The organism is Streptomyces sp. P9-2 (genome assembly GCF_051903975.1).
Classification (GTDB): Bacteria; Actinomycetota; Actinomycetes; order Streptomycetales; family Streptomycetaceae; genus Streptomyces; species Streptomyces cellulosae.
The window spans coordinates 2,344,920-2,363,455 of the sequence record NZ_CP192633.1; the positions used below are offsets into that span (position 1 = coordinate 2,344,920).

General features: G+C 73.9%; 14 protein-coding genes and 5 tRNA genes. 10 read left to right on the forward strand and 9 right to left on the reverse strand.

The genetic code is table 11. The features are described from left to right. The first annotated feature begins 197 nt into the window (after positions 1-197). From ACQY0Z_RS10875 to ACQY0Z_RS10890, 4 genes are all read left to right on the forward strand, one after another. Positions 198-1,091, forward strand: coding sequence for an FAD binding domain-containing protein (locus ACQY0Z_RS10875; protein ID WP_189897787.1), 894 nt, complete (start codon positions 198-200; stop codon positions 1,089-1,091). Beyond that, complete coding sequence (locus tag ACQY0Z_RS10880) at positions 1,088-3,169, forward strand: 2Fe-2S iron-sulfur cluster-binding protein (RefSeq protein ID WP_439812176.1); 2,082 nt, start codon at positions 1,088-1,090, stop codon at positions 3,167-3,169. Before ACQY0Z_RS10875 ends, ACQY0Z_RS10880 begins: the two co-directional genes overlap by 4 nt. Further along, positions 3,166-5,475: a xanthine dehydrogenase family protein molybdopterin-binding subunit gene (locus ACQY0Z_RS10885; RefSeq protein ID WP_189897789.1), complete on the forward strand. Its 2,310-nt coding sequence runs from the start codon at positions 3,166-3,168 to the stop codon at positions 5,473-5,475. The genes ACQY0Z_RS10880 and ACQY0Z_RS10885 overlap by 4 nt, the downstream gene beginning before the upstream one ends. Positions 5,476-5,702: 227 nt before the next feature. Continuing rightward, positions 5,703-6,878, forward strand: coding sequence for an SUKH-4 family immunity protein (locus tag ACQY0Z_RS10890; protein WP_189897790.1), 1,176 nt, complete (start codon positions 5,703-5,705; stop codon positions 6,876-6,878). 133 nt (positions 6,879-7,011) lie between these two features. Here the strand turns inward: ACQY0Z_RS10890 and ACQY0Z_RS10895 are convergent. The 5 genes from ACQY0Z_RS10895 to ACQY0Z_RS10915 all read right to left on the reverse strand — a co-directional run bounded on the left by ACQY0Z_RS10895 (position 7,012) and on the right by ACQY0Z_RS10915 (position 7,723). Further along, positions 7,012-7,107 (reverse strand) — tRNA-OTHER (locus tag ACQY0Z_RS10895). A gap of 64 nt (positions 7,108-7,171) precedes the next feature. Continuing rightward, positions 7,172-7,267: transfer RNA gene (locus ACQY0Z_RS10900), tRNA-OTHER, on the reverse strand. Positions 7,268-7,331: 64 nt separating this feature from the next. Further along, positions 7,332-7,427, reverse strand: a tRNA-OTHER gene (locus ACQY0Z_RS10905). A gap of 64 nt (positions 7,428-7,491) precedes the next feature. Further along, positions 7,492-7,587, reverse strand: a tRNA-OTHER gene (locus ACQY0Z_RS10910). A 64-nt stretch (positions 7,588-7,651) separates the two neighbouring features. Beyond that, positions 7,652-7,723 (reverse strand) — tRNA-Cys (locus tag ACQY0Z_RS10915). Positions 7,724-7,953: 230 nt separating this feature from the next. Between ACQY0Z_RS10915 and ACQY0Z_RS10920 the strand changes: the two genes are divergently transcribed. From ACQY0Z_RS10920 to ACQY0Z_RS10945, 6 genes are all read left to right on the forward strand, one after another. After that, the gene (locus ACQY0Z_RS10920) at positions 7,954-9,432 is read left to right on the forward strand and encodes an MFS transporter (protein WP_189897791.1); all 1,479 of its coding nucleotides are present in this window, start codon (positions 7,954-7,956) and stop codon (positions 9,430-9,432) included. A gap of 32 nt (positions 9,433-9,464) precedes the next feature. Next, positions 9,465-9,662, forward strand: a complete 198-nt coding sequence (locus tag ACQY0Z_RS10925) for a hypothetical protein (RefSeq protein ID WP_254587753.1) — start codon at positions 9,465-9,467, stop codon at positions 9,660-9,662. Continuing rightward, the gene (locus ACQY0Z_RS10930; RefSeq protein WP_019525059.1) at positions 9,662-10,030 is read left to right on the forward strand and encodes a type II toxin-antitoxin system death-on-curing family toxin; all 369 of its coding nucleotides are present in this window, start codon (positions 9,662-9,664) and stop codon (positions 10,028-10,030) included. The genes ACQY0Z_RS10925 and ACQY0Z_RS10930 overlap by 1 nt, the downstream gene beginning before the upstream one ends. Before the next feature lie 124 nt (positions 10,031-10,154). Next, on the forward strand, positions 10,155-11,948 hold the full coding sequence (locus tag ACQY0Z_RS10935; RefSeq protein ID WP_254587754.1) for a DEAD/DEAH box helicase: 1,794 nt from the start codon (positions 10,155-10,157) through the stop codon (positions 11,946-11,948). 322 nt (positions 11,949-12,270) lie between these two features. Continuing rightward, a complete protein-coding gene (locus ACQY0Z_RS10940) occupies positions 12,271-12,912 on the forward strand; it encodes an IclR family transcriptional regulator (protein WP_189897794.1) in 642 nt (213 codons plus the stop codon). Between the two features lie 1,069 nt (positions 12,913-13,981). Next, the gene (locus tag ACQY0Z_RS10945; RefSeq protein ID WP_439812177.1) at positions 13,982-14,773 is read left to right on the forward strand and encodes a S16 family serine protease; all 792 of its coding nucleotides are present in this window, start codon (positions 13,982-13,984) and stop codon (positions 14,771-14,773) included. Between the two features lie 12 nt (positions 14,774-14,785). Here the strand turns inward: ACQY0Z_RS10945 and ACQY0Z_RS10950 are convergent, their stop codons facing one another. The 4 genes from ACQY0Z_RS10950 to ACQY0Z_RS10965 all read right to left on the reverse strand — a co-directional run bounded on the left by ACQY0Z_RS10950 (position 14,786) and on the right by ACQY0Z_RS10965 (position 18,513). Continuing rightward, entirely contained in the window at positions 14,786-15,673 is an 888-nt protein-coding gene (locus ACQY0Z_RS10950) for a glycine betaine ABC transporter substrate-binding protein (RefSeq protein ID WP_254587759.1), read from the reverse strand. Positions 15,674-15,756: 83 nt separating this feature from the next. Continuing rightward, complete coding sequence (locus ACQY0Z_RS10955; protein WP_189897798.1) at positions 15,757-16,602, reverse strand: ABC transporter permease subunit; 846 nt, start codon at positions 16,600-16,602, stop codon at positions 15,757-15,759. Next, positions 16,599-17,873 carry a betaine/proline/choline family ABC transporter ATP-binding protein gene (locus ACQY0Z_RS10960; RefSeq protein ID WP_439812178.1) on the reverse strand — a complete coding sequence of 425 codons (1,275 nt, stop codon included), beginning with the start codon at positions 17,871-17,873 and terminating at the stop codon, positions 16,599-16,601. Before ACQY0Z_RS10960 ends, ACQY0Z_RS10955 begins: the two co-directional genes overlap by 4 nt. Next, positions 17,866-18,513 (reverse strand): ABC transporter permease, encoded by a 648-nt coding sequence (locus tag ACQY0Z_RS10965; RefSeq protein WP_189897802.1) that lies wholly within the window; start codon positions 18,511-18,513, stop codon positions 17,866-17,868. The genes ACQY0Z_RS10960 and ACQY0Z_RS10965 overlap by 8 nt, the downstream gene beginning before the upstream one ends. Positions 18,514-18,536: the final 23 nt, after the last annotated feature.

Sequence of the window (18,536 nt, forward strand, 5' to 3'; positions counted from 1 at the left end):
GCTGTGATTCCGCGGCGCCGGGGCGATTCAGGGACGGATTCGGCCAGGTCCGGGCCCAGGCGGGCGAATGCCTCCTAGCGGACCCCCGTCTTCGGCACCTGCCAAGATGTGCCAGAGTTGCCACGTCCGCCCTGTCAGCACGTACCGTACGGCGCACGGGTGGGACCAGGTGGGGCAGCGGGAAGGGGCAGCCGGTTTTGAGCACGCACGCACCGCAGGCGGCGCAGGCCGTGACGCTGCCCACGACGCTGGACGAGGCCGTGGCGGCGCTCACCGCCATGCCCGCCGCCGTGCCCGTCGCGGGCGGCACCGACCTGATGGCCGCCGTCAACTCCGGGCAGCTCAGGCCCGCCGCGCTGGTCGGCCTCGGCAAGATCAGCGAGATCCGCGGCTGGCAGTACCTGGACGGACACGCGCTGCTCGGCGCCGGACTCACGCACGCGCGCATGGGGCGCCCCGACTTCGCCGCGCTCATCCCGGCGCTCGCCGCCGCCGCGCGCGCCGCCGGACCCCCGCACATCCGCAACGCCGGCACCCTCGGCGGCAACATCGCCTCCGCCGCCCCCACCGGGGACGCCCTGCCCGTGCTGGCCGCCCTGGAGGCGACGCTGATCGTCGCGGGCCCGGGCGGCGCCCGCCGCGAGGTCCCGGTGTCGCACCTGCTGGCCGGCATGGACGTGCTGCGCCCCGGTGAGCTCATCGGCTACGTGCGCGTGCCGCTGCTGCACGCCCCCCAGGTCTTCCTGAAGGCGACCGGCCGCACCGGACCCGGCCGCGCCGTCGCCTCCGTCGCCCTGGTGCTCGACCCCGCCCGGCGCGGGGTGCGCTGCGCCGTGGGCGCCATCGCGCCGATGCCGCTGCGGCCCCTGGAGGCCGAGCAGTGGGTCGCGCAGCTCATCGACTGGGACAACAACCGCGCGATCGTCCCTGAGGCGCTCAGCGCCTTCGGGGAGTACGTCGCCGCGGCCTGCATCCCCGACGCCGCGCGCGGCGAGGACGGCACCGTCCCGCCGCTGCCGCCCGCGGTACTGCACCTGCGGCGCACCGTCGCCGCGCTGGCCCGACGAGCACTGGGGAGGGCGTTGTCGTGACCGACGACCAGCACGGACAGGGCGGCACGCCTCCGGGCGGCAGCCGCTGGGACCCGCTGCCGCAGGGCGACTACGACGACGGCGCCACGGCCTTCGTGAACCTCCCGGAGGGCGGCATAGACGCCCTGCTGGACGCCATGGAGAGCCCGCTGGCCGCCCCCGGCCACGGCTACGTCCCGCCGCAGATCACCGTCACGCCTGCCACCACCGCGGGCACGGACCCGGCGGCCACCGGCAGCTGGGCCACGCCGGGCGCCCCCGTCGACGGCGCCCAGTGGCACGACCCGGGCGCCGCGGAGGGCGACGCGGCGGCCGGCGACCCGTACGGCTACGACCCGGGCGCGAGCGGGCAGTGGGCCTACGACCCGAACGCGCAGGCGCAGCAGCAGCACCCGCAGGGCCGGCAGCACCCGCAGGGCCGGCAGCACCCGCAGGGCCAGCATCAGGGGCAGCACCAGGGGCACGGACAGGCGCCGGGGCAGGACGTCACCGGGCAGTGGTCGATCCCCGTGGCCGGCGGCGACCTGCCGGACGAGTCCGGCGAGTTCACCACGTCCTCCCTGGTCGAGCAGTGGGGCGGCACCCCGCCGGCGACCCTCCCGGGCGGCGCCGCGGCGCCCTGGGCCGAGTCGCAGTCCATCGGCACGCCCTGGGGCCCCGGCGTACCCGGCGTGCCGCAGGAGCACCAGCAGCAGGGCGATCCGTACGGGCCGCAGCCCGGCGCCTACGACGGCCAGGGCACTCAGGGCGGCGACCACGGCCCCGCCCAGGACGCCCAGGACTCCTCCGCCCGGCAGCACGGCGGCCCGCCCGCGTACCCGGGCGCGCCCGGCGCCTCCCCGGAGCAGGCGCGCCCCGCCGAGGACGCCTCCGCGTCGCACGACGCCCCGCAGGCCTCCCAGCCGCTGCCCGCCGAGGAACACCCCGAGCAGCAGTGGCAGTCGGAGGAGCCCGCCGAGGAACGCCCCGAGCAGCAGTGGCAGTCGGAGGAGCCCGCCGAGGAACGCCCCGAGCAGCAGTGGCAGTCGGAGGAGCCCGCCGAGGAACACCCCGAGCAGCAGTGGCAGTCGGAGGAGCCCGCCGAGGAACACCCCGAGCAGCAGTGGCAGTCGGAGGAGCCCGCCGAGGAACGCCCTGAGCAGCAGTGGCAGTCGGAGGAGCCCGCCGAGGGTGACGCGGGGGCCGACGGTGCCCATGACCACCCTCAGGCCCCGCAGTCCCCCCAGTCCCCCCCGGAGGCCGAGGAACCCGCGTCCGAGGCCGACGGCGACCCTGGGCACCCCGAGGACGCCCAGGAGGCCGCCGAGGCCCCCGAAGGGCCCTCGGAGGCCCTGGAGGGCGCTGCGGAGCCCTCCGCCGACGGCGAGACCCCCGACGCCGAGGGTCCGGACGCCCCGGAGGCCTCCGACGAAGAGGACACCCCCGCCCCCGACGTCCTCGTGGCCCACCACGACGACCACCCCCTCGCCTCCTACGTGCTCCGCGTCAACGGCACCGACCGGCCCGTCAGCGACGCGTGGATCGGCGAGTCCCTGCTCTACGTGCTGCGCGAGCGCCTCGGTCTCGCCGGCGCCAAGGACGGCTGCTCGCAGGGCGAGTGCGGCGCGTGCAACGTCCAGGTGGACGGCCGGCTCGTCGCGTCCTGCCTGGTCCCCGCCGTCACCGCGGCCGGCAGCGAGGTCCGCACCGTCGAGGGACTGGCCCAGGACGGCCGCCCCTCCGACGTGCAGCGCGCCCTCGCCCGCTGCGGCGCCGTGCAGTGCGGCTTCTGCGTGCCCGGCATGGCGATGACCGTGCACGACCTGCTGGAGGGCAACCCGGCCCCGACCGATCTGGAGACCCGCCAGGCCCTCTGCGGCAACCTGTGCCGCTGCTCCGGCTACCGGGGCGTGGTGAACGCCGTGCAGGAGGTCGTCGCCGAACGCGAGGCGCACGCCGAGGCCGAGGCCGCCGCGGACGACGACGGCACCCCCCGCATCCCGCACCAGGCGGGCCCCGGCGCCGGCGGGGTCAACCCCTCGGCGTTCGGCGTCGCCCCGCAGGACCAGCCCTACGGCCAGGACGGAGGCCAGGCGTGAGCAACGAAGCAGCCACCGTGCAGACCGCCGACGCGGCCACCGAGGAGGAGACCGGCCCGCGCCGCGGACTCGGCGCCTCCCTCCCGGCCGCCGACGCGCGCGCCAAGACCGAGGGCACCTTCCCGTACGCCGCCGACCTCTGGGCCGAGGGCCTGCTGTGGGCCGCCGTGCTGCGCTCCCCGCACCCGCACGCGCGCATCAAGTCGATCGACACCACGCACGCGCGCGAGATGCCCGGCGTCCGCGCGGTCGTCACCCACGAGGACGTCCCCGGCACCCCGGTGCTCGGCCGCGGCACGGCCGACCGCCCCGTCTTCGCCTCCGAGGTCGTACGCCACCACGGCGAGCCGCTGGCCGCCGTCGCCGCCGACCACCCGGACACCGCGCGCATGGCCGCCGCCGCGGTCATCGTCGAGTACGAGGTGCTCGACCCGGTGACCGACCCCGAGCAGGCCTTCGAGGCCGAACCGCTGCACCCCGACGGCAACCTGGTCCGGCACATCCCGCTGCGCCACGGCGACGCGGACGCGGTCGGCGAGGTCGTCGTCGAGGGCCTGTACCGCATCGGCCGCCAGGACCCCGCCCCCATAGGGGCCGAGGCCGGGCTCGCCGTGCCCCGCCCGGACGGCGGCGTCGAACTGTACCTGGCGTCCACCGACCCGCACGGCGACCGGGACACCGCCGCCGCCGCGTTCGGCCTCCAGCAGGACCAGGTCAAGATCGTCGTCACCGGTGTGCCCGGCGCCACCGCCGACCGCGAGGACCAGAGCTTTCAGCTCCCCCTCGGGCTGCTCGCGCTGAAGACCGGCTGCCCGGTGAAGCTCGCCGCCACGCGCGAGGAGTCCTTCCTCGGCCACACCCACCGCCACCCCACCCTGCTGCGCTACCGCCACCACGCCGACGCCGAGGGCAAACTGGTCAAGGTCGAGGCGCAGATCCTGCTCGACGCGGGCGCCTACGCCGGCACCTCCTCCGACGCCCTGGCCGCCGCCGTCGCCTTCGCCTGCGGCCCGTACGTCGTGCCCAACGCCTTCATCGAGGGCTGGGCCGTGCGCACCAACAACCCGCCCTCCGGCCATGTGCGCGGCGAGGGCGCGATGCAGGTGTGCGCCGCGTACGAGGCGCAGATGGACAAGCTCGCCAAGAAGCTCGGCCTCGACCCGGCCGAGGTGCGGCTGCGGAACGTGATGGCCACCGGCGACGTGCTGCCCACCGGCCAGACCGTCACCTGCCCCGCCCCCGTCGCCGAACTGCTCGAAGCCGTACGGGACTTCCCGCTGCCGCCGCTGCCCAAGGACACCCCCGAGGACGAGTGGCTGCTGCCCGGCGGCCCCGAGGGCGCGGGCGAACCGGCCGCGGTGCGCCGGGGCGTGGGCTACGGCCTGGGCATGGTGCACATGCTGGGCGCCGAGGGCGCCGACGAGGTGTCCACGGCCACCGTGCGCGTCCAGAACGGCGTGGCGACCGTGCTGTGCGCGGCCGTCGAGACCGGACAGGGCTTCTCCACGCTGGCCCGGCAGATCGTGCAGGAGACCCTCGGCATCGACGAGGTGCACGTGGTGCCCGTCGACACCGACCAGCCCCCGGCCGGGGCGGGCTGCCGCGGACGCCACACCTGGGTGTCGGGCGGGGCCGTGGAGCGCGCGGCCAAGATGGTCCGCACCCAGCTCCTCCAGCCGCTGGCGCACAAGTTCGGCATGTCCACCGAGCTGCTCCAGATCACCGACGGCAAGATCACCTCGTACGACGGAGTGCTGTCCACGACCGTCACCGAGGCCATGGACGGCAAGGAGCTGTGGGCGACCGCGCAGTGCCGGCCGCACCCCACCGAGCCGCTGGACGACACCGGGCAGGGCGACGCCTTCGTCGGCATGGCCTTCTGCGCGATCCGCGCCGTCGTGGACGTCGACATCGAACTGGGCTCGGTCCGGGTCGTGGAGCTCGCCGTCGCGCAGGACGTGGGCCGGGTGCTCAACCCGGCGCAGCTCGCCGCGCGCATCGAGGCGGGCGTCACCCAGGGCCTGGGCGCCGCGCTCACCGAGAACCTGCGCACCCCGCGCGGCCTGATCCGCCACCCCGACCTCACCGGGTACGCCCTGCCGACCGCGCTGGACGCGCCCGACATCCGGATCGTGAAGCTCGTCGAGGAGCGTGACGTGGTCGCGCCGTTCGGCGCGAAGGCCGTCAGCGCGGCGCCGGTGGTGGCCTCGCCGGCCGCGATCGCCTCCGCCGTGCGCGCCGCCACCGGCCGCCCGGTCAACCGGCTGCCGATCCGCCCGCAGGCCGCCGTGGTGACCTCCAACTGAGCGATTCCGCCGGGCCGGTCGGGCCGTCGGCGCAACGCTCGGGGCCTTCCGCGCGTCTTGATGTACAGGGCGCCGGCCGCGCTCCCCGTTTCCGGTGCGTTGTCAGTGGCGCCGCGTACTCTTCGGAGCAGTGGGGGACGGCCGTGGGCCCGGCAGGGCGCGGGCCGTCCTGCCCGGGGCGGGACGTTCGCGGGCCCGGGACCGAGCACACGTATCGCGGGGGAATCATGAGCACGACCGACACCGTTGTCGCGAGGGCGATCACACTCACCGAGCACGACCTCGGTCCCCAGGTCACGCATGCGTCGACGCGGAGCTGGCTGACCGGACCCGGACTGCCGTGCGGCAACGGCCTGTTCAGCTTCGCGGAGGCGGCCCGCCCCGGCGGCCCGAACACGGTCGCCGAGGTGACCGGCGCCGCCGACCGGCTGTCGCCGCCCCTGCGCGACCGGCTCGTCATCGGCGCGTTCGCCGTCCCGGCGGGCCTGGAGCCGGAGTCCGTGCTGCTCGACGGCGCGACCGGCGAGGTCTCCAGCGCGTACGTCCAGGACCGGCCCGACCTCATGGACTGCCGCCCGCTCGCCCCGTCCCTGCCGACGTTCGTCCGCTTCGCCGCGGCCACGGACGAACTGGCGGGACTGCGCGGCCAGTTCGCCGCCTACGCCGGGCGGTACGGCACGAAGGCGGTCGCCGAGGCCTCGCGGCAACTGCTCGCGGTGTTCGAGGAGGGCGCGGACGGCGAGCCCGCGCCGTTCTGGCGGATGGCGGCGCTGATCCGCCCCCTCGCCCTGGTCGCCGGCCCCGGCACGGCGTCGGGCCTCGCCCTGGACCTCCCGCTGCGCCTGCTGGACGAGGAGTTCGGCCGGGGCGGCGTGGTCCGCTTCGAGGAGGTCGACTTCCCCGCGACGCTCACGCACGAGCCGACCCGCCGCTTCCTGCGCGAGACGGGCCTGCCCGAGGACGGCTTCCTGTTCTCCCTGGACACGGACCAGCCGCTGCGCACGCTCACGGAGTACGCGGCGGACGACTGCGGCAGCGGCTTCCCGCCGGGTCTCCTCCCGGCCCACGCCGACCGGCTGATACGCGTCGGGCACCTGATCGACGACCACAGCCTGGTCGTCGACGGGGCGACGGGGGCGGTGCTGAGCTGGAGCGAGTCGGACGGCGCGCTGCGCCCGCTGAACACGGACATCTCCACGCTGGCGTTCACCCTCTGGCTCCTGCACCGCGAGCGCACCCTCGACGAGGCCTCCGGCCACGCCCTCACGAGCGACGCCTACGACCAGCTCGCCCTGACGATGATCCAGGTCCTCGCCTCGGTCGACCCCACGGGCACGACGGAGGACACGGACTGGCACTACTGGACGCGGCTCTTCCAGGACGAGGCGGGCGGGGTTCTCTGAGGCGGGTCGCCCCGACGGGGGCGGGCCGCTTCTGACGCGGGGCGTCCCTGGAGCGCGGCGGATCGGTGCTCCGACGCGCACGCCGAAAGGGGCGGGCACCCCCGGAGAGTGTGGGGTGTCCGCCCTTTCTCGGTGGCCGTGGCGGGGATGGAACCCGCGTAACTCTCCGCGAGCGGAGCTCGCTGATGGGTGCAGTGCAGGCGAGTCCCTGAACCACTCGGGCACGCGGGCGCGGGCGCATGTCGAAAGGGGCGGGCACCCCCGGAGAGTGTGGGGTGTCCGCCCTTTCTCGGTGGCCGTGGCGGGGATCGAACCCGCGTAACTCTCCGCGAGCGGAGCTCGCTGATGGGTGCAGTGCAGGCGAGTCCCTGAACCACTCGGGCACGCGGGCGCGGGCGCATGTCGAAAGGGGCGGGCACTCCCGGAGAGTGTGGGGTGTCTCCCCTTTCTCGGTGGCCGTGGCGGGGATGGAACCCGCGTAACTCTCCGCGAGCGGAGCTCGCTGATGGGTGCAGTGCAGGCGAGTCCCTGAACCACTCGGGCACGCGGGCGCGGGCGCATGTCGAAAGGGGCGGGCACTCCCGGAGAGTGTGGGGTGTCCGCCCTTTCTCGGAGGCCGTGGCGGGAATCGAACCCGCGTAACTCTCCGCGAGCGGAGCTCGCTGATGGGTGCAGTGCAGGCGAGTCCCTGAACCACTCGGGCACGCGGGCGCGGGCGCATGTCGAAAGGGGCGGGCACCCCCGGAGAGTGTGGGGTGTCCGCCCTTTCTCGGAGGCCGTGGCGGGAATCGAACCCGCGTAACTCGCTTTGCAGGCGAGTCCCTGAACCACTCGGGCACACGGCCGTGTCGGTGGGGCGAGGTGCCGAACGGCGCCTCTCCCTGACCGGTACTTCGACCGTACGGTGGTCCGCTCGCGGGGCTCAAGGGGGCACCGGGGCGTGCAACGCGACTGCCATGCGCCGTTCACAAAGGGAAAGGCCCCCGGGTGCCCCGGGTCCTACGACCAAGGTCCCGGTGCCGGCCCCGACCCCCGACAGGGGTCAAACAGGGCCGTGGCCCTTACCCTGGCGGTCATGACCGCCCCGAACCCCCGCGACACGGGTGTCGCCGAGCCCGCCGGCGCGCCCGCCCCGGCCGTCGTCCCCGACGACACCGTCCTCAGCCGCCGGTACCGGGCGCTGAGCATCGGGGTCGTCTCCGTCGTGCTGCTGATCGCCTTCGAGGCGACCGCGGTGGGCACGGCGATGCCCGTCGCGGCGCGCGAGCTGAACGGCGTCTCCCTGTACGCGTTCGCGTTCTCCGGGTACTTCACCACCAGCCTCTTCGGCATGGTGCTGTCCGGCCAGTGGTCCGACCGGCGCGGCCCGCTCGCCCCGCTCACCTGGGGCATCGCCTCCTTCGCGGCCGGTCTGCTGATCGGCGGCACCGCGGGCACGATGTGGCTGTTCATCCTGGGCCGCGCCGTCCAGGGCCTCGGCGGCGGCCTGGTGATCGTCGCCCTGTACGTCGTCGTCGGCCGCGCCTATCCCGAGCGGCTGCGCCCGGCCATCATGGCGGCGTTCGCGGCCGCGTGGGTCGTCCCGTCGATCGTCGGCCCGCTCGCCTCCGGCGCGGTGACCGAGCACATCGGCTGGCGCTGGGTCTTCCTCGGCATCCCGGTGATCGTGGTGCTCCCGGTGGCGCTGGCCCTGCCCCAGATCCGGCGGCTCGCCTCCGGCCCGGTCGGTGACGCCTCAGAGGCCCCGGCCTCCTTCGACCGCCGCCGTATCCGGCTGGCGCTGGCGATCTCCTTCGGCGCGGGCCTCCTCCAGTACGCCGCGCAGGACCTGCGCTGGCTGTCCCTGCTGCCGGGCGCCCTGGGCGTGGCGCTGCTGGTCCCGGCCGTGCTCGGCCTGCTCCCGCGCGGCACGTACCGGGCGGCCCGCGGCCTGCCCTCCGTGGTGCTGCTGCGCGGTGTCGCCGCCGGGTCGTTCATCGCGGCGGAGTCCTTCGTGCCGCTGATGCTGGTGACCCAGCGGGGGCTCAGCCCGACGCTCGCCGGCTTCTCCCTCGCGGCGGGCGGCGGCACCTGGGCGCTGGGTTCCTGGGTGCAGTCCCGGCCCCGCCTGGAGCCGCACCGGGAGCGGCTGATGACCGTCGGGATGCTGCTGGTCGCGTTCGCGATCGCCGCCGCGCCGAGCGTGCTGATCGACTCCGTGCCGGCCTGGACGCTGGCGGTCGCCTGGGCGTTCGGCTGTTTCGGCATGGGCCTGGTGATCTCCTCCACCAGCGTCCTGCTGCTCCACCTCTCCGCCCCGGAGGAGGCCGGCACCAACTCCGCCGCCCTCCAGATCTCCGACGGCCTCTCCAACGTCCTCCTCCTGGCGATCGGCGGCGCCGCCTTCGCCGCCCTCGGCGGCGGCACCGTCAGCCACGCGGCGACGGAGGCCACCGGGTCCCACCCGGCCGCCTTCGCCGCGGTGTTCCTGCCGATGGCGGCGGTCGCCCTGGTGGGCGTCTGGATAGCCACCCGCCTCCGCCCGGTGCCGGACGGCATGGACGGCACGAGGTGACACCGGGTGGTACCGCGTAGTACCGTCGAAGTATGGCCGGACTCAACGTGCGTTTCACCGAAGAAGAGCTCGACGCCCTGCGCGAGCGCGCCGCTGCCGAGGGGCGCAGCATGCAGGCCTTCGCGCACGACGCGGTGGTGGCGGCCGTAAACGAACATTCCCGGCTGTTCAACGAGGCGGCCGACCACGTGCTGAAGGCGAGTGCGGAGCTGAACCGGAGGCTCGCCTGATGCACTACCTCACCTTGCCCGAGTTGCTGATTCTCGCGAAGCGGCTCGGGGAGGACGCGGTGCGCGACTACGGCCTGCTCGACTCTGCGCTGGCGCGCCCGCAGTCGAGCGTGTTCGGCCAGGATGCCTATCCCGACGTGTGGCAGAAGGCCGCGGCCCTGATGGAGTCCCTCGCGCGTAACCATGCGCTCGTCGACGGGAACAAGCGTCTCGCCTGGTATGCGACCTGGGTCTTTCTGCACATGAACGGGCATCCGCTCGACCCGCAGTTCGACGTGGACGAGGCCGAGCGCTTTGTGCTGGACGTGTGCCAGGGCGAGCTGGACGTGCCCAAGATCGCAGCCCAGTTGCCGCGCTTCGCGCGTTGACTGTGACGTGGGTCCCACCCCCGGGCGACGCGGCCCCGTACCGGCGTTGCCGCCACCAGGCCATCGGTAGGGTGGCCCGGTCGTCCCACGCACCAGAGCCGCCCGAACCACCCTCCCGGAGATCGTGACTACCACCGCCGGCACCGCCTCGCACCACCTGTCCCCGGCCTTCCCCGGACGTGCCCCCTGGGGCACCGCCGGCAAGCTGCGCGCCTGGCAGCAAGGGGCGATGGACAAGTACCTCCAGGCTCAGCCCCGTGACTTCCTCGCGGTCGCCACCCCCGGCGCCGGCAAGACCACGTTCGCGCTGACGCTCGCGTCCTGGCTGCTGCACCACCACGTCGTGCAGCAGGTGACCGTCGTCGCGCCCACCGAGCATCTGAAGAAGCAATGGGCGGAGGCCGCCGCCCGGATAGGCATCAAGCTCGACCCGGAGTACAGCGCGGGTCCGCTCGGCAAGGAGTACGACGGCGTCGCCGTCACGTACGCCGGTGTCGGCGTGCGCCCCATGCTGCACCGCAACCGTGTCGAGCAGCGCAAGACGCTCGTGATCCTCGACGAGATCCACCACGCCGGCGACTCCAAGTCGTGGGGCGAGGCCTGCCTGGAGGCGTTCGAGCCGGCCACCCGCCGCCTCGCGCTGACCGGTACGCCGTTCCGCTCGGACACCAACCCCATCCCGTTCGTGACGTACGAGGAGGGCGACGACGGGATCCGCCGGTCGTCCGCCGACTACACCTACGGGTACGGTTCCGCCCTCGCCGACGGCGTCGTCCGGCCGGTGATCTTCATGTCGTACAGCGGCAACATGCGCTGGCGCACCAAGGCCGGCGACGAGATCGCCGCCCGGCTCGGCGAGCCCATGACGAAGGACGCGATCAGCCAGGCCTGGCGCACCGCCCTCGACCCGCGCGGCGAGTGGATGCCGTCCGTGCTCCGCGCCGCCGACCAGCGGCTCACCGAGGTCAGGAAGGCCATCCCGGACGCCGGCGCCCTGGTCATCGCCTCCGACCAGGAGTCCGCCCGCGCCTACGCCAAGCTGATCCGTGACATCACCGGACACAAGGCCACCCTCGTCCTCTCCGACGATGCCGGCGCGTCCAAACGGATCGACGAGTTCAGCGCGAGCGACGACCGCTGGATGGTGGCCGTCCGCATGGTGTCCGAGGGTGTCGACGTCCCGCGCCTCGCGGTCGGCGTCTACGCCACCACGATCTCCACGCCCCTGTTCTTCGCCCAGGCCGTCGGCCGTTTCGTGCGGTCCCGGCGGCGCGGCGAGACCGCGTCCGTGTTCCTGCCGACCGTCCCCGACCTGCTCGGCTTCGCCAACGAGATGGAGCGCGAGCGCGACCACGTCCTCGACAAGCCCAAGAAGGAGGGCGAGGAGGACCCGTACGCCGAGTCCGAGAAGGAGATGGACGAGGCGAACAAGCAGCAGGACGAGGACACCGGCGAGCAGGACATGCTGCCCTTCGAGGCGCTGGAGTCCGACGCCGTCTTCGACCGGGTGATGTACAACGGCGCCGAGTTCGGCATGCAGGCGCACCCGGGCAGCGAGGAGGAGCAGGACTACCTGGGTATCCCGGGACTCCTCGAACCCGACCAGGTGCAGCTGCTGCTGCAGAAGCGGCAGGCCCGGCAGATCGCGCACAGCAAGAAGAAGCCGGCCGAGGAGGCCGACCTGCTCGAACTGCCCGCCGAGCGGCGGCCCGTGGTCTCCCACAAGGAGATGATGGAGCTGCGCAAGAAGCTCAACTCGCTCGTCGGCGCCTACGTCCACCAGAGCGGCAAGCCGCACGGCGTGATCCACACCGAGCTGCGCCGCGTGTGCGGCGGCCCGCCCTCCGCCGAGGCGACGGCGGGACAGCTGCGGCAGCGGATCGCCAAGGTGCAGGAGTGGGCCACCCGCATGCGGTGAGACGCCTGTGCGTCTCCTGTGGACGGTGAGGTGGGCAGGAGCGGTCCCCCTGTGTGCATACCGGGAGAAAAGTGACCGGTTTGTTCAACTGGTGACCGGATTCTGGACGGAGCCTTCCGCTCAGCGGACCGGCTCGCTACTGTCCCGCTACGCACACGCCCCGTGGCAGCGCCGCCGCGGAGCGCAGCCGTGAAGCGACTGTGCCCGGGACTGGTCCGGGCCGCCGGCCGATCGGCGGCCCTCTGAAGCGCGTGACCGCCGGGACCGGTGACGCACATGCGGGGAGGGGGCCGTCGACCTCACCACTGAAGGAGTGGGCGTCGTGACCGCGGAGACCTCTCAGACGCTCGACAGGGGCCTACGGGTCCTGAAACTGCTCGCCGACACGGACCACGGGCTGACCGTCACCGAGCTTTCCCACAAACTGGGCGTCAACCGGACCGTCGTGTACCGGTTGCTCGCCACGCTCGAGCAGCACGCGCTGGTCCGCCGCGACCTGGGCGGCCGGGCGCGGGTCGGCCTCGGCGTGCTGCGTCTGGGACGGCAGGTCCACCCGCTGGTACGGGAGGCGGCGATGCCGGCGCTGCGGTCCCTCGCGGAGGACATCGGCGCGACCGCCCACCTGACCCTGGTCGACGGCGCGGAGGCGCTCGCGGTGGCGGTGGTGGAGCCGTCGTGGACCGACTACCACGTGGCGTACCGGGCGGGCTTCCGGCACCCCCTGGACCGCGGGGCGGCCGGCAAGGCGATACTCGCCGCCCGGCGGAAGGCCCCCGGCGACCCCGGCTACACCCTGACCCACGGCGAACTGGAGACCGGCGCCTGCGGGGCGGCCGCGCCGCTCGTGGGTGTCACGGGCGTCGAGGGCAGCGTGGGCGTCGTCATGCTGGCGGACGTCGTACCGGAACGGGTCGGCAAGCGCGTGGTGGAGGCGGCCCGGGAGGTCGCGGAAGCATTGCGCTGAGCCGCGCGCGCGGATCGGGCGGGGGGTGACGCGCCCCGTACGGCGCGGGAGGCCGCCGAGCCCCGCGCCGACCGCACGCACCAGGCGGGGATGACCGGCCTTCCGGCCGGGAAGCCGCGGTCGTCCCGCGTCGGCTTCACGCATCGGTGGGCGGTGACCGCCCCGCGGGCCCGGGAAGCCGCGGAGGCCCCGCGTCGGCCTCACGCATCGGTGGGCGGTGACCCGCCCCGCACGGTCCGGGAAGCCGCGGTCGTCCCGCGTCGGCTTCACGCATCGGTGGGCGGTGGCCCGCCCCGCACGGTCCGGGAAGCCGCGGTCGTCCCGCGTCGGCCTCACGCATCGGTGGGCGGTGACCCGCCCCGTATGGGCCGGGGAGCCGCGGTCGTCCCGCGCCGGCTTCACGCATCGGTGGGCGGTGACCGCCCCGCGGGCCCGGGGAGCCGCGGTCGTCCCGCGCCGGCTTCACGCATCGGTGGGCGGTGACCCGCCCCGTATGGGCCGGGGAGCCGCGGTCGTCCCGCGCCGGCCTCACGCATCGGTGGGCGGTGACCGCCCCGCGGGCCCGGGGAGCCGCGGTCGTCCCGCGTCGGCTTCACGCATCGGTGGGCGGTGGCCCGCCCCGTACGGGCCGGGAAGCCGCGGTCGTCCCGCGTCGGCTTCACGCATCGGTGGGCGGTGACCGCCCCGCGGGCCCGGGGAGCCGCGGTCGTCCCGCGTCGGCTTCACGCATCGGTGGGCGGTGGCCCGCCCCGTACGGGCCGGGAAGCCGCGGTCGTCCCGCGTCGGCTTCACGCATCGGTGGGCGGTGGCCCGCCCCGTACGGGCCGGGAAGCCGCGGTCGTCCCGCGTCGGCCTGACGCATCGGGCGGTGTCCCGCCCCGCACAGGCCGGGAAGCCGCGGAGGCCCCGCGCCGGCCGCACGCGTCGGTCGGCGGCGACCACCCCGCACGGCCCGGGAAGCCGCAGCCGTCCCGCGTCGGCCTCACGCACCGGCCGGCGGCGACCACCCCGCGTGCCCGCCCGACGGGCACCCGGCCAGGCCCCCCGTCCGTCACGTTAGATTGGCCCCGTGCTCACTCGCCTCACACGTCCCCAGGCCCTGGCCGTCTGCGCCGCCCCGGTCGCCGCGCTGCTGGCCACCGCCGTGCTCGCGCCGCTGCCCTTCTCCGTGGCGCAGCCCGGGATGACGGCCGACGTGCTCGGCGAGAACAAGGGGCAGCAGGTCATCACCATCTCCGGCGCCGACGTACGGAAGACCACGGGCCAGCTGCGGATGACCACGATCGAGGCGACCTCGCCCGACACCCGCGTCAATCTGACGCAGGTGATCGACAGCTGGTTCCGCACCGACGAGGCGGTCATGCCCCGCGACGCCGTCTACCCCAGCGGGGACGACGTCCAGGAGATCGAGCAGTACAACCGGAAGCAGATGAAGGAGTCCCAGGACGAGGCCACCCGGGCCGCGCTGAAGTACCTGGGCCGGGAGAACGAGGGCATCGACGTCGGCCTGAAGCTCGCCGACGTCGGCGGACCGAGCGCCGGCCTGCTGTTCTCCCTGGGCATCGTCGACAAGCTGGACGGCGACGGCAGCGGCGGCGACCTCACCGGCGGCAGGGTCGTGGCCGGCACCGGCACCATCGACGCCGGGGGCCGGGTCGGCGCGGTCGGCGGCGTGCCGCTGAAGACGCAGGCCGCCAAGCGGGACGGCGCCACCGTCTTCCTCGTCCCGCGCGACGAGTGCGGCGAGGCCAAGGCCGAACTGCCGAAGGGCCTGCGCCTGGTCCCCGTGACCACGCTCCAGGGCGCCGTGGACGCGCTCGTCGCCCTGGAGAAGGGCACCGGCAAGGTCCCCGCCTGCTGACCCGGCGCGCCGCTACCTCTCCGTCACGAACCCCTCCGCCACCATCCAGTCCAGCGCGACCTGGTGGGGGTCCTCCCCGTCGACGTCGACCCGGGCGTTCAGGGTCTGCGCCACGTTGTTGTCCAGCTTCTCCGTGACCGGGGCGAGGACCTCGGCGATCTCGGGCCACTTCTCCAGCGTCTCGCTGTTCACGGTCGGGGCCGCGTTGTAGTTGGGGAAGAACTTCCTGTCGTCCTCCATCACCACCAGGTTCATGGACTTGATCCGCCCGTCGGTGGTGTACACCTCGCCGTAGGTGCAGGCGCCCTTGGCCGTCTGCGTGTAGATGATCCCGGAGTCCATCTGCGTGATGTTCCCCGCCGGAATGCTCATCCCGTACGCCTTCTCCATGCCGGGCAGCCCGTCCGCGCGGTTGGCGAACTCGCCCTCCACGCACAGCGTCACCGCGCCCGGGTCGGTCTTCGACAGCTCCGCCACCTCCGACAGGGTGCGGGTGCCGTACCGCTCGTAGTTGGCCTGGTTCATGGCCAGGGCGTACGTGTTGTTCAGCTCCGACGGCTCCAGCCAGGTCACCCCGTTCTTCCTGTCCGCGTCCCGCACCGCCAGCCACTGCTCGCGCGGGTCGGGGATCGGCCTGCTGTTGCCCTGGTACGTGATCCACGCCGTGCCCGTGTACTCGAACCCGGCGTCCGCCTCGCCCTTGACGACCGCCTCCCGCGAACCGACCGAGCCCTGGATGCCGGTCCGGTCCACGACCTCCGCGCCCGCCGCCTGGAAGGCGATGCCCATGATCGCGCCGAGGATCAGCTGCTCGGTGAACTCCTTGGACGTGACGGTGAGTTCGGCGCCCTCCAGCGGCTTCCCCTGTCCGATCGTGCCCGGCTCCACGTCGTCGACCATCGGCGACCCGCTGGTCAGCCCGCACCCCGACACCACCGCCAGCAGCACCGCCGCAAAGGCCGGCCGTGCCCCCGTACGCCCGCTCACGGCCCGGCCTCCAGCCCGCGCGGCCGCAGCAGCAGCTCCGCCAGCGAGGCCAGCCAGTCCACCAGCAGGGCCAGCGCGACGGTGAGCACCGACCCCACCACCAGCACCGGCATGCGCTGGCTGGTGATCCCGGTGGTGATCAGCACGCCGAGCCCGCCGCCCCCGCCGAACGTGGCGAGCGTCGCCGTGCCGACGTTCAGCACCAGCGCGGTGCGCACGCCCGCGAGGATCAGCGGCACGGCGAGCGGCAGCTCCACCCGCGTGAGCACGCCCAGCAGGGACATGCCGATGCCGCGCGCCGCCTCCAGCAGCGCCGGGTCGTTGGCCCGCAGCCCGGCGATGGTGTTGGACAGCACCGGCAGCACGGCGTACGCGATGATGCCGATCAGGGCCGCGCGGCGGCCGATGCCCAGCCAGATCACCAGCAGCGCCAGCAGACCGATCGCCGGGGTGGCCTGGCCGATGTTGGCGAGCGTCATGACGACCGGGGTGGCCCTCGCGGCCTGCCCCCGGGTCAGCAGGATGCCCAGCGGGATGGCGATGATCAGCACGAAGAACGTCGAGATCAGGGTCAGTTCGATGTGCTGCCACAGGGCCTTCGACACCCGCCCGTCCGACAGCGCGTTGCGGGTGAGGGCGTCCAGGTCGGCCTGCTCGAACCACAGCCAGGTCGCCAGCAGCACGGCGATCAGCAGCAGCGGCAGCAGCGTCAGCTTCTGCCAGGTGACCCGCGTGGGCGCCACGGCGGGCCGGACCGGGGGAGGGGCCTCCTCCCCGTCGGGGCCCGTCTCCTCACGCACTCCGGGCCCGTCCTCGGGCCGCCGACCCTCGGAGGTCCTCACGCCTGCGCCTCCCCGCGGTCGCCCGAGGGGTCCGCCCCCTCCTGCTCGGCGTGCGTCTGCGCGGACCGCTGCTCCTCCAGTCCCGCCTGCGACTCCCGCGCCTCGAGGCGGTCCGCCTCCAGCAGCTCGTGCACGGAGTTCATCAGCGTCTCCACGTCCACGACACCCTCGTACGCGCCGCGCCGCCCGGTCACCGCGACGCGGCCCGTGTTGTCCGTGAGGACCGCCTCCAGCGCGTCCCGCAGGGTCGCGTCCCGGGTCACCGTGTCGTGCACCAGGACGCCCGCGCGGGCCAGCGAACCCTGGGCGCGCACGATGTCGCCGCGCCGCAGCCACTTGTAGGGGCGGCCCCGCTTGTCCAGCACCAGCACCTCGTCCGTGCCGGCGGAGCGCAGCCGGGTGGAGATCTCGTCGAGCGGGTCGTCGACGCCCACCGTCGGGTAGTCGGTGATCGTCACGTCCCCGACCCGGGTGAGGTTGAGCCGCTTCAGCGCCGCGCCCGCGCCGACGAAGCCGGACACGAAGTCGTCGGCGGGGTTGGTGAGGATCGCCTCCGGGGTGTCGAACTGCGCGATGTGGGACTGCTCGCGCAGCACCGCGATCCGGTCGCCGATCTTGATGGCCTCGTCGAAGTCGTGGGTGACGAACACGATCGTCTTGTGCAGTTCCCGCTGGAGCCGGATCAGCTCGTCCTGGAGATGGTCCCGGGTGATCGGGTCGACCGCGCCGAACGGCTCGTCCATCAGCAGCACCGGCGGGTCCGCCGCCAGCGCCCGCGCCACGCCCACCCGCTGCTGCTGGCCGCCGGAGAGCTGGCGCGGATAGCGGTCACGGAACTCGCCGGGGTCCAGGCCGACCAGGTCCAGCATCTCCTCCACCCGGTCCCGCACCCGCCCGGACGGCCAGCGCAGCATCTTCGGCACCAGGGCGATGTTCTGCGCGACGGTCATGTGCGGGAACAGCCCGCTCGCCTGGATCGCGTAGCCGATGGTGCGGCGCAGCTTCACCGGGTCCATGTCGGTGACGTCCTCGCCGCCGATGCGGATCCGGCCGCCGGTCGGCTCGATCAGCCGGTTGATCATCTTCAGGGTGGTGGACTTCCCGCACCCGGAGGGGCCGACGAGGACCACCGTCTCGCCCGCCCCGATCTCCATGGTGACGTTGTCGACGGCGGGCCGGTCGCTGCCCGGGTAGCGCTTGGTGAGGCCCTCCAGCTCGATGGCCGCCCCGGACGACGGGGGAGCGGCCTCGGTCGTCTCCGGCTCAGGCACGGATCCCCCTGGAGATGGTCAGCCGTCCGATCAGGACGTACGCGGCGTCGAACAGCAGGGCGAGGACGACGATCCCGAGGGTGCCCGCGAGCACCTGGTTCAGGGCGTTCTTGCTGCCCAGGGAGGCGATCCCGCGGAAGATCAGGTTGCCCAGGCCGGGTCCGGAGGCGAAGGCGGCGATGGCCGCGATGCCCATCAGCATCTGCGTGGAGACGCGGATGCCGGTGAGGATCGGCGGCCACGCCAGCGGCAGTTCCACCCGCACCAGCCGGGACAGCCGGGACATGCCGATGCCCGTGGCCGCGTCGACCAGCGACGGATCGACCCCGCGCAGACCGACGATCGCGTTCCGGACGATGGGCAGCAGCCCGTACAGGGTCAGCGCGATCACGGTCGGCGGCACGCCCAGCCCCACGATCGGGATGAGCAGGCCGATCATGGCGAGCGCCGGGACGGTCAGCAGGGTCGCCGTGACGGTGGTGGCGAGGCTGCCCGCCCACTCGCTGCGGTAGGTGACGATCCCGATGAGCACACCGAGGGCGGTGGCCACCACCATGCACTGGAAGACGACGCTGGCGTGCTGGTAGGCGTCGACGAGCAGTTGCTGGTGCCGGCTCTCCAGGTACTCCCAGAAGTTCACATCCGCTCACCCCCAGCTCGGCC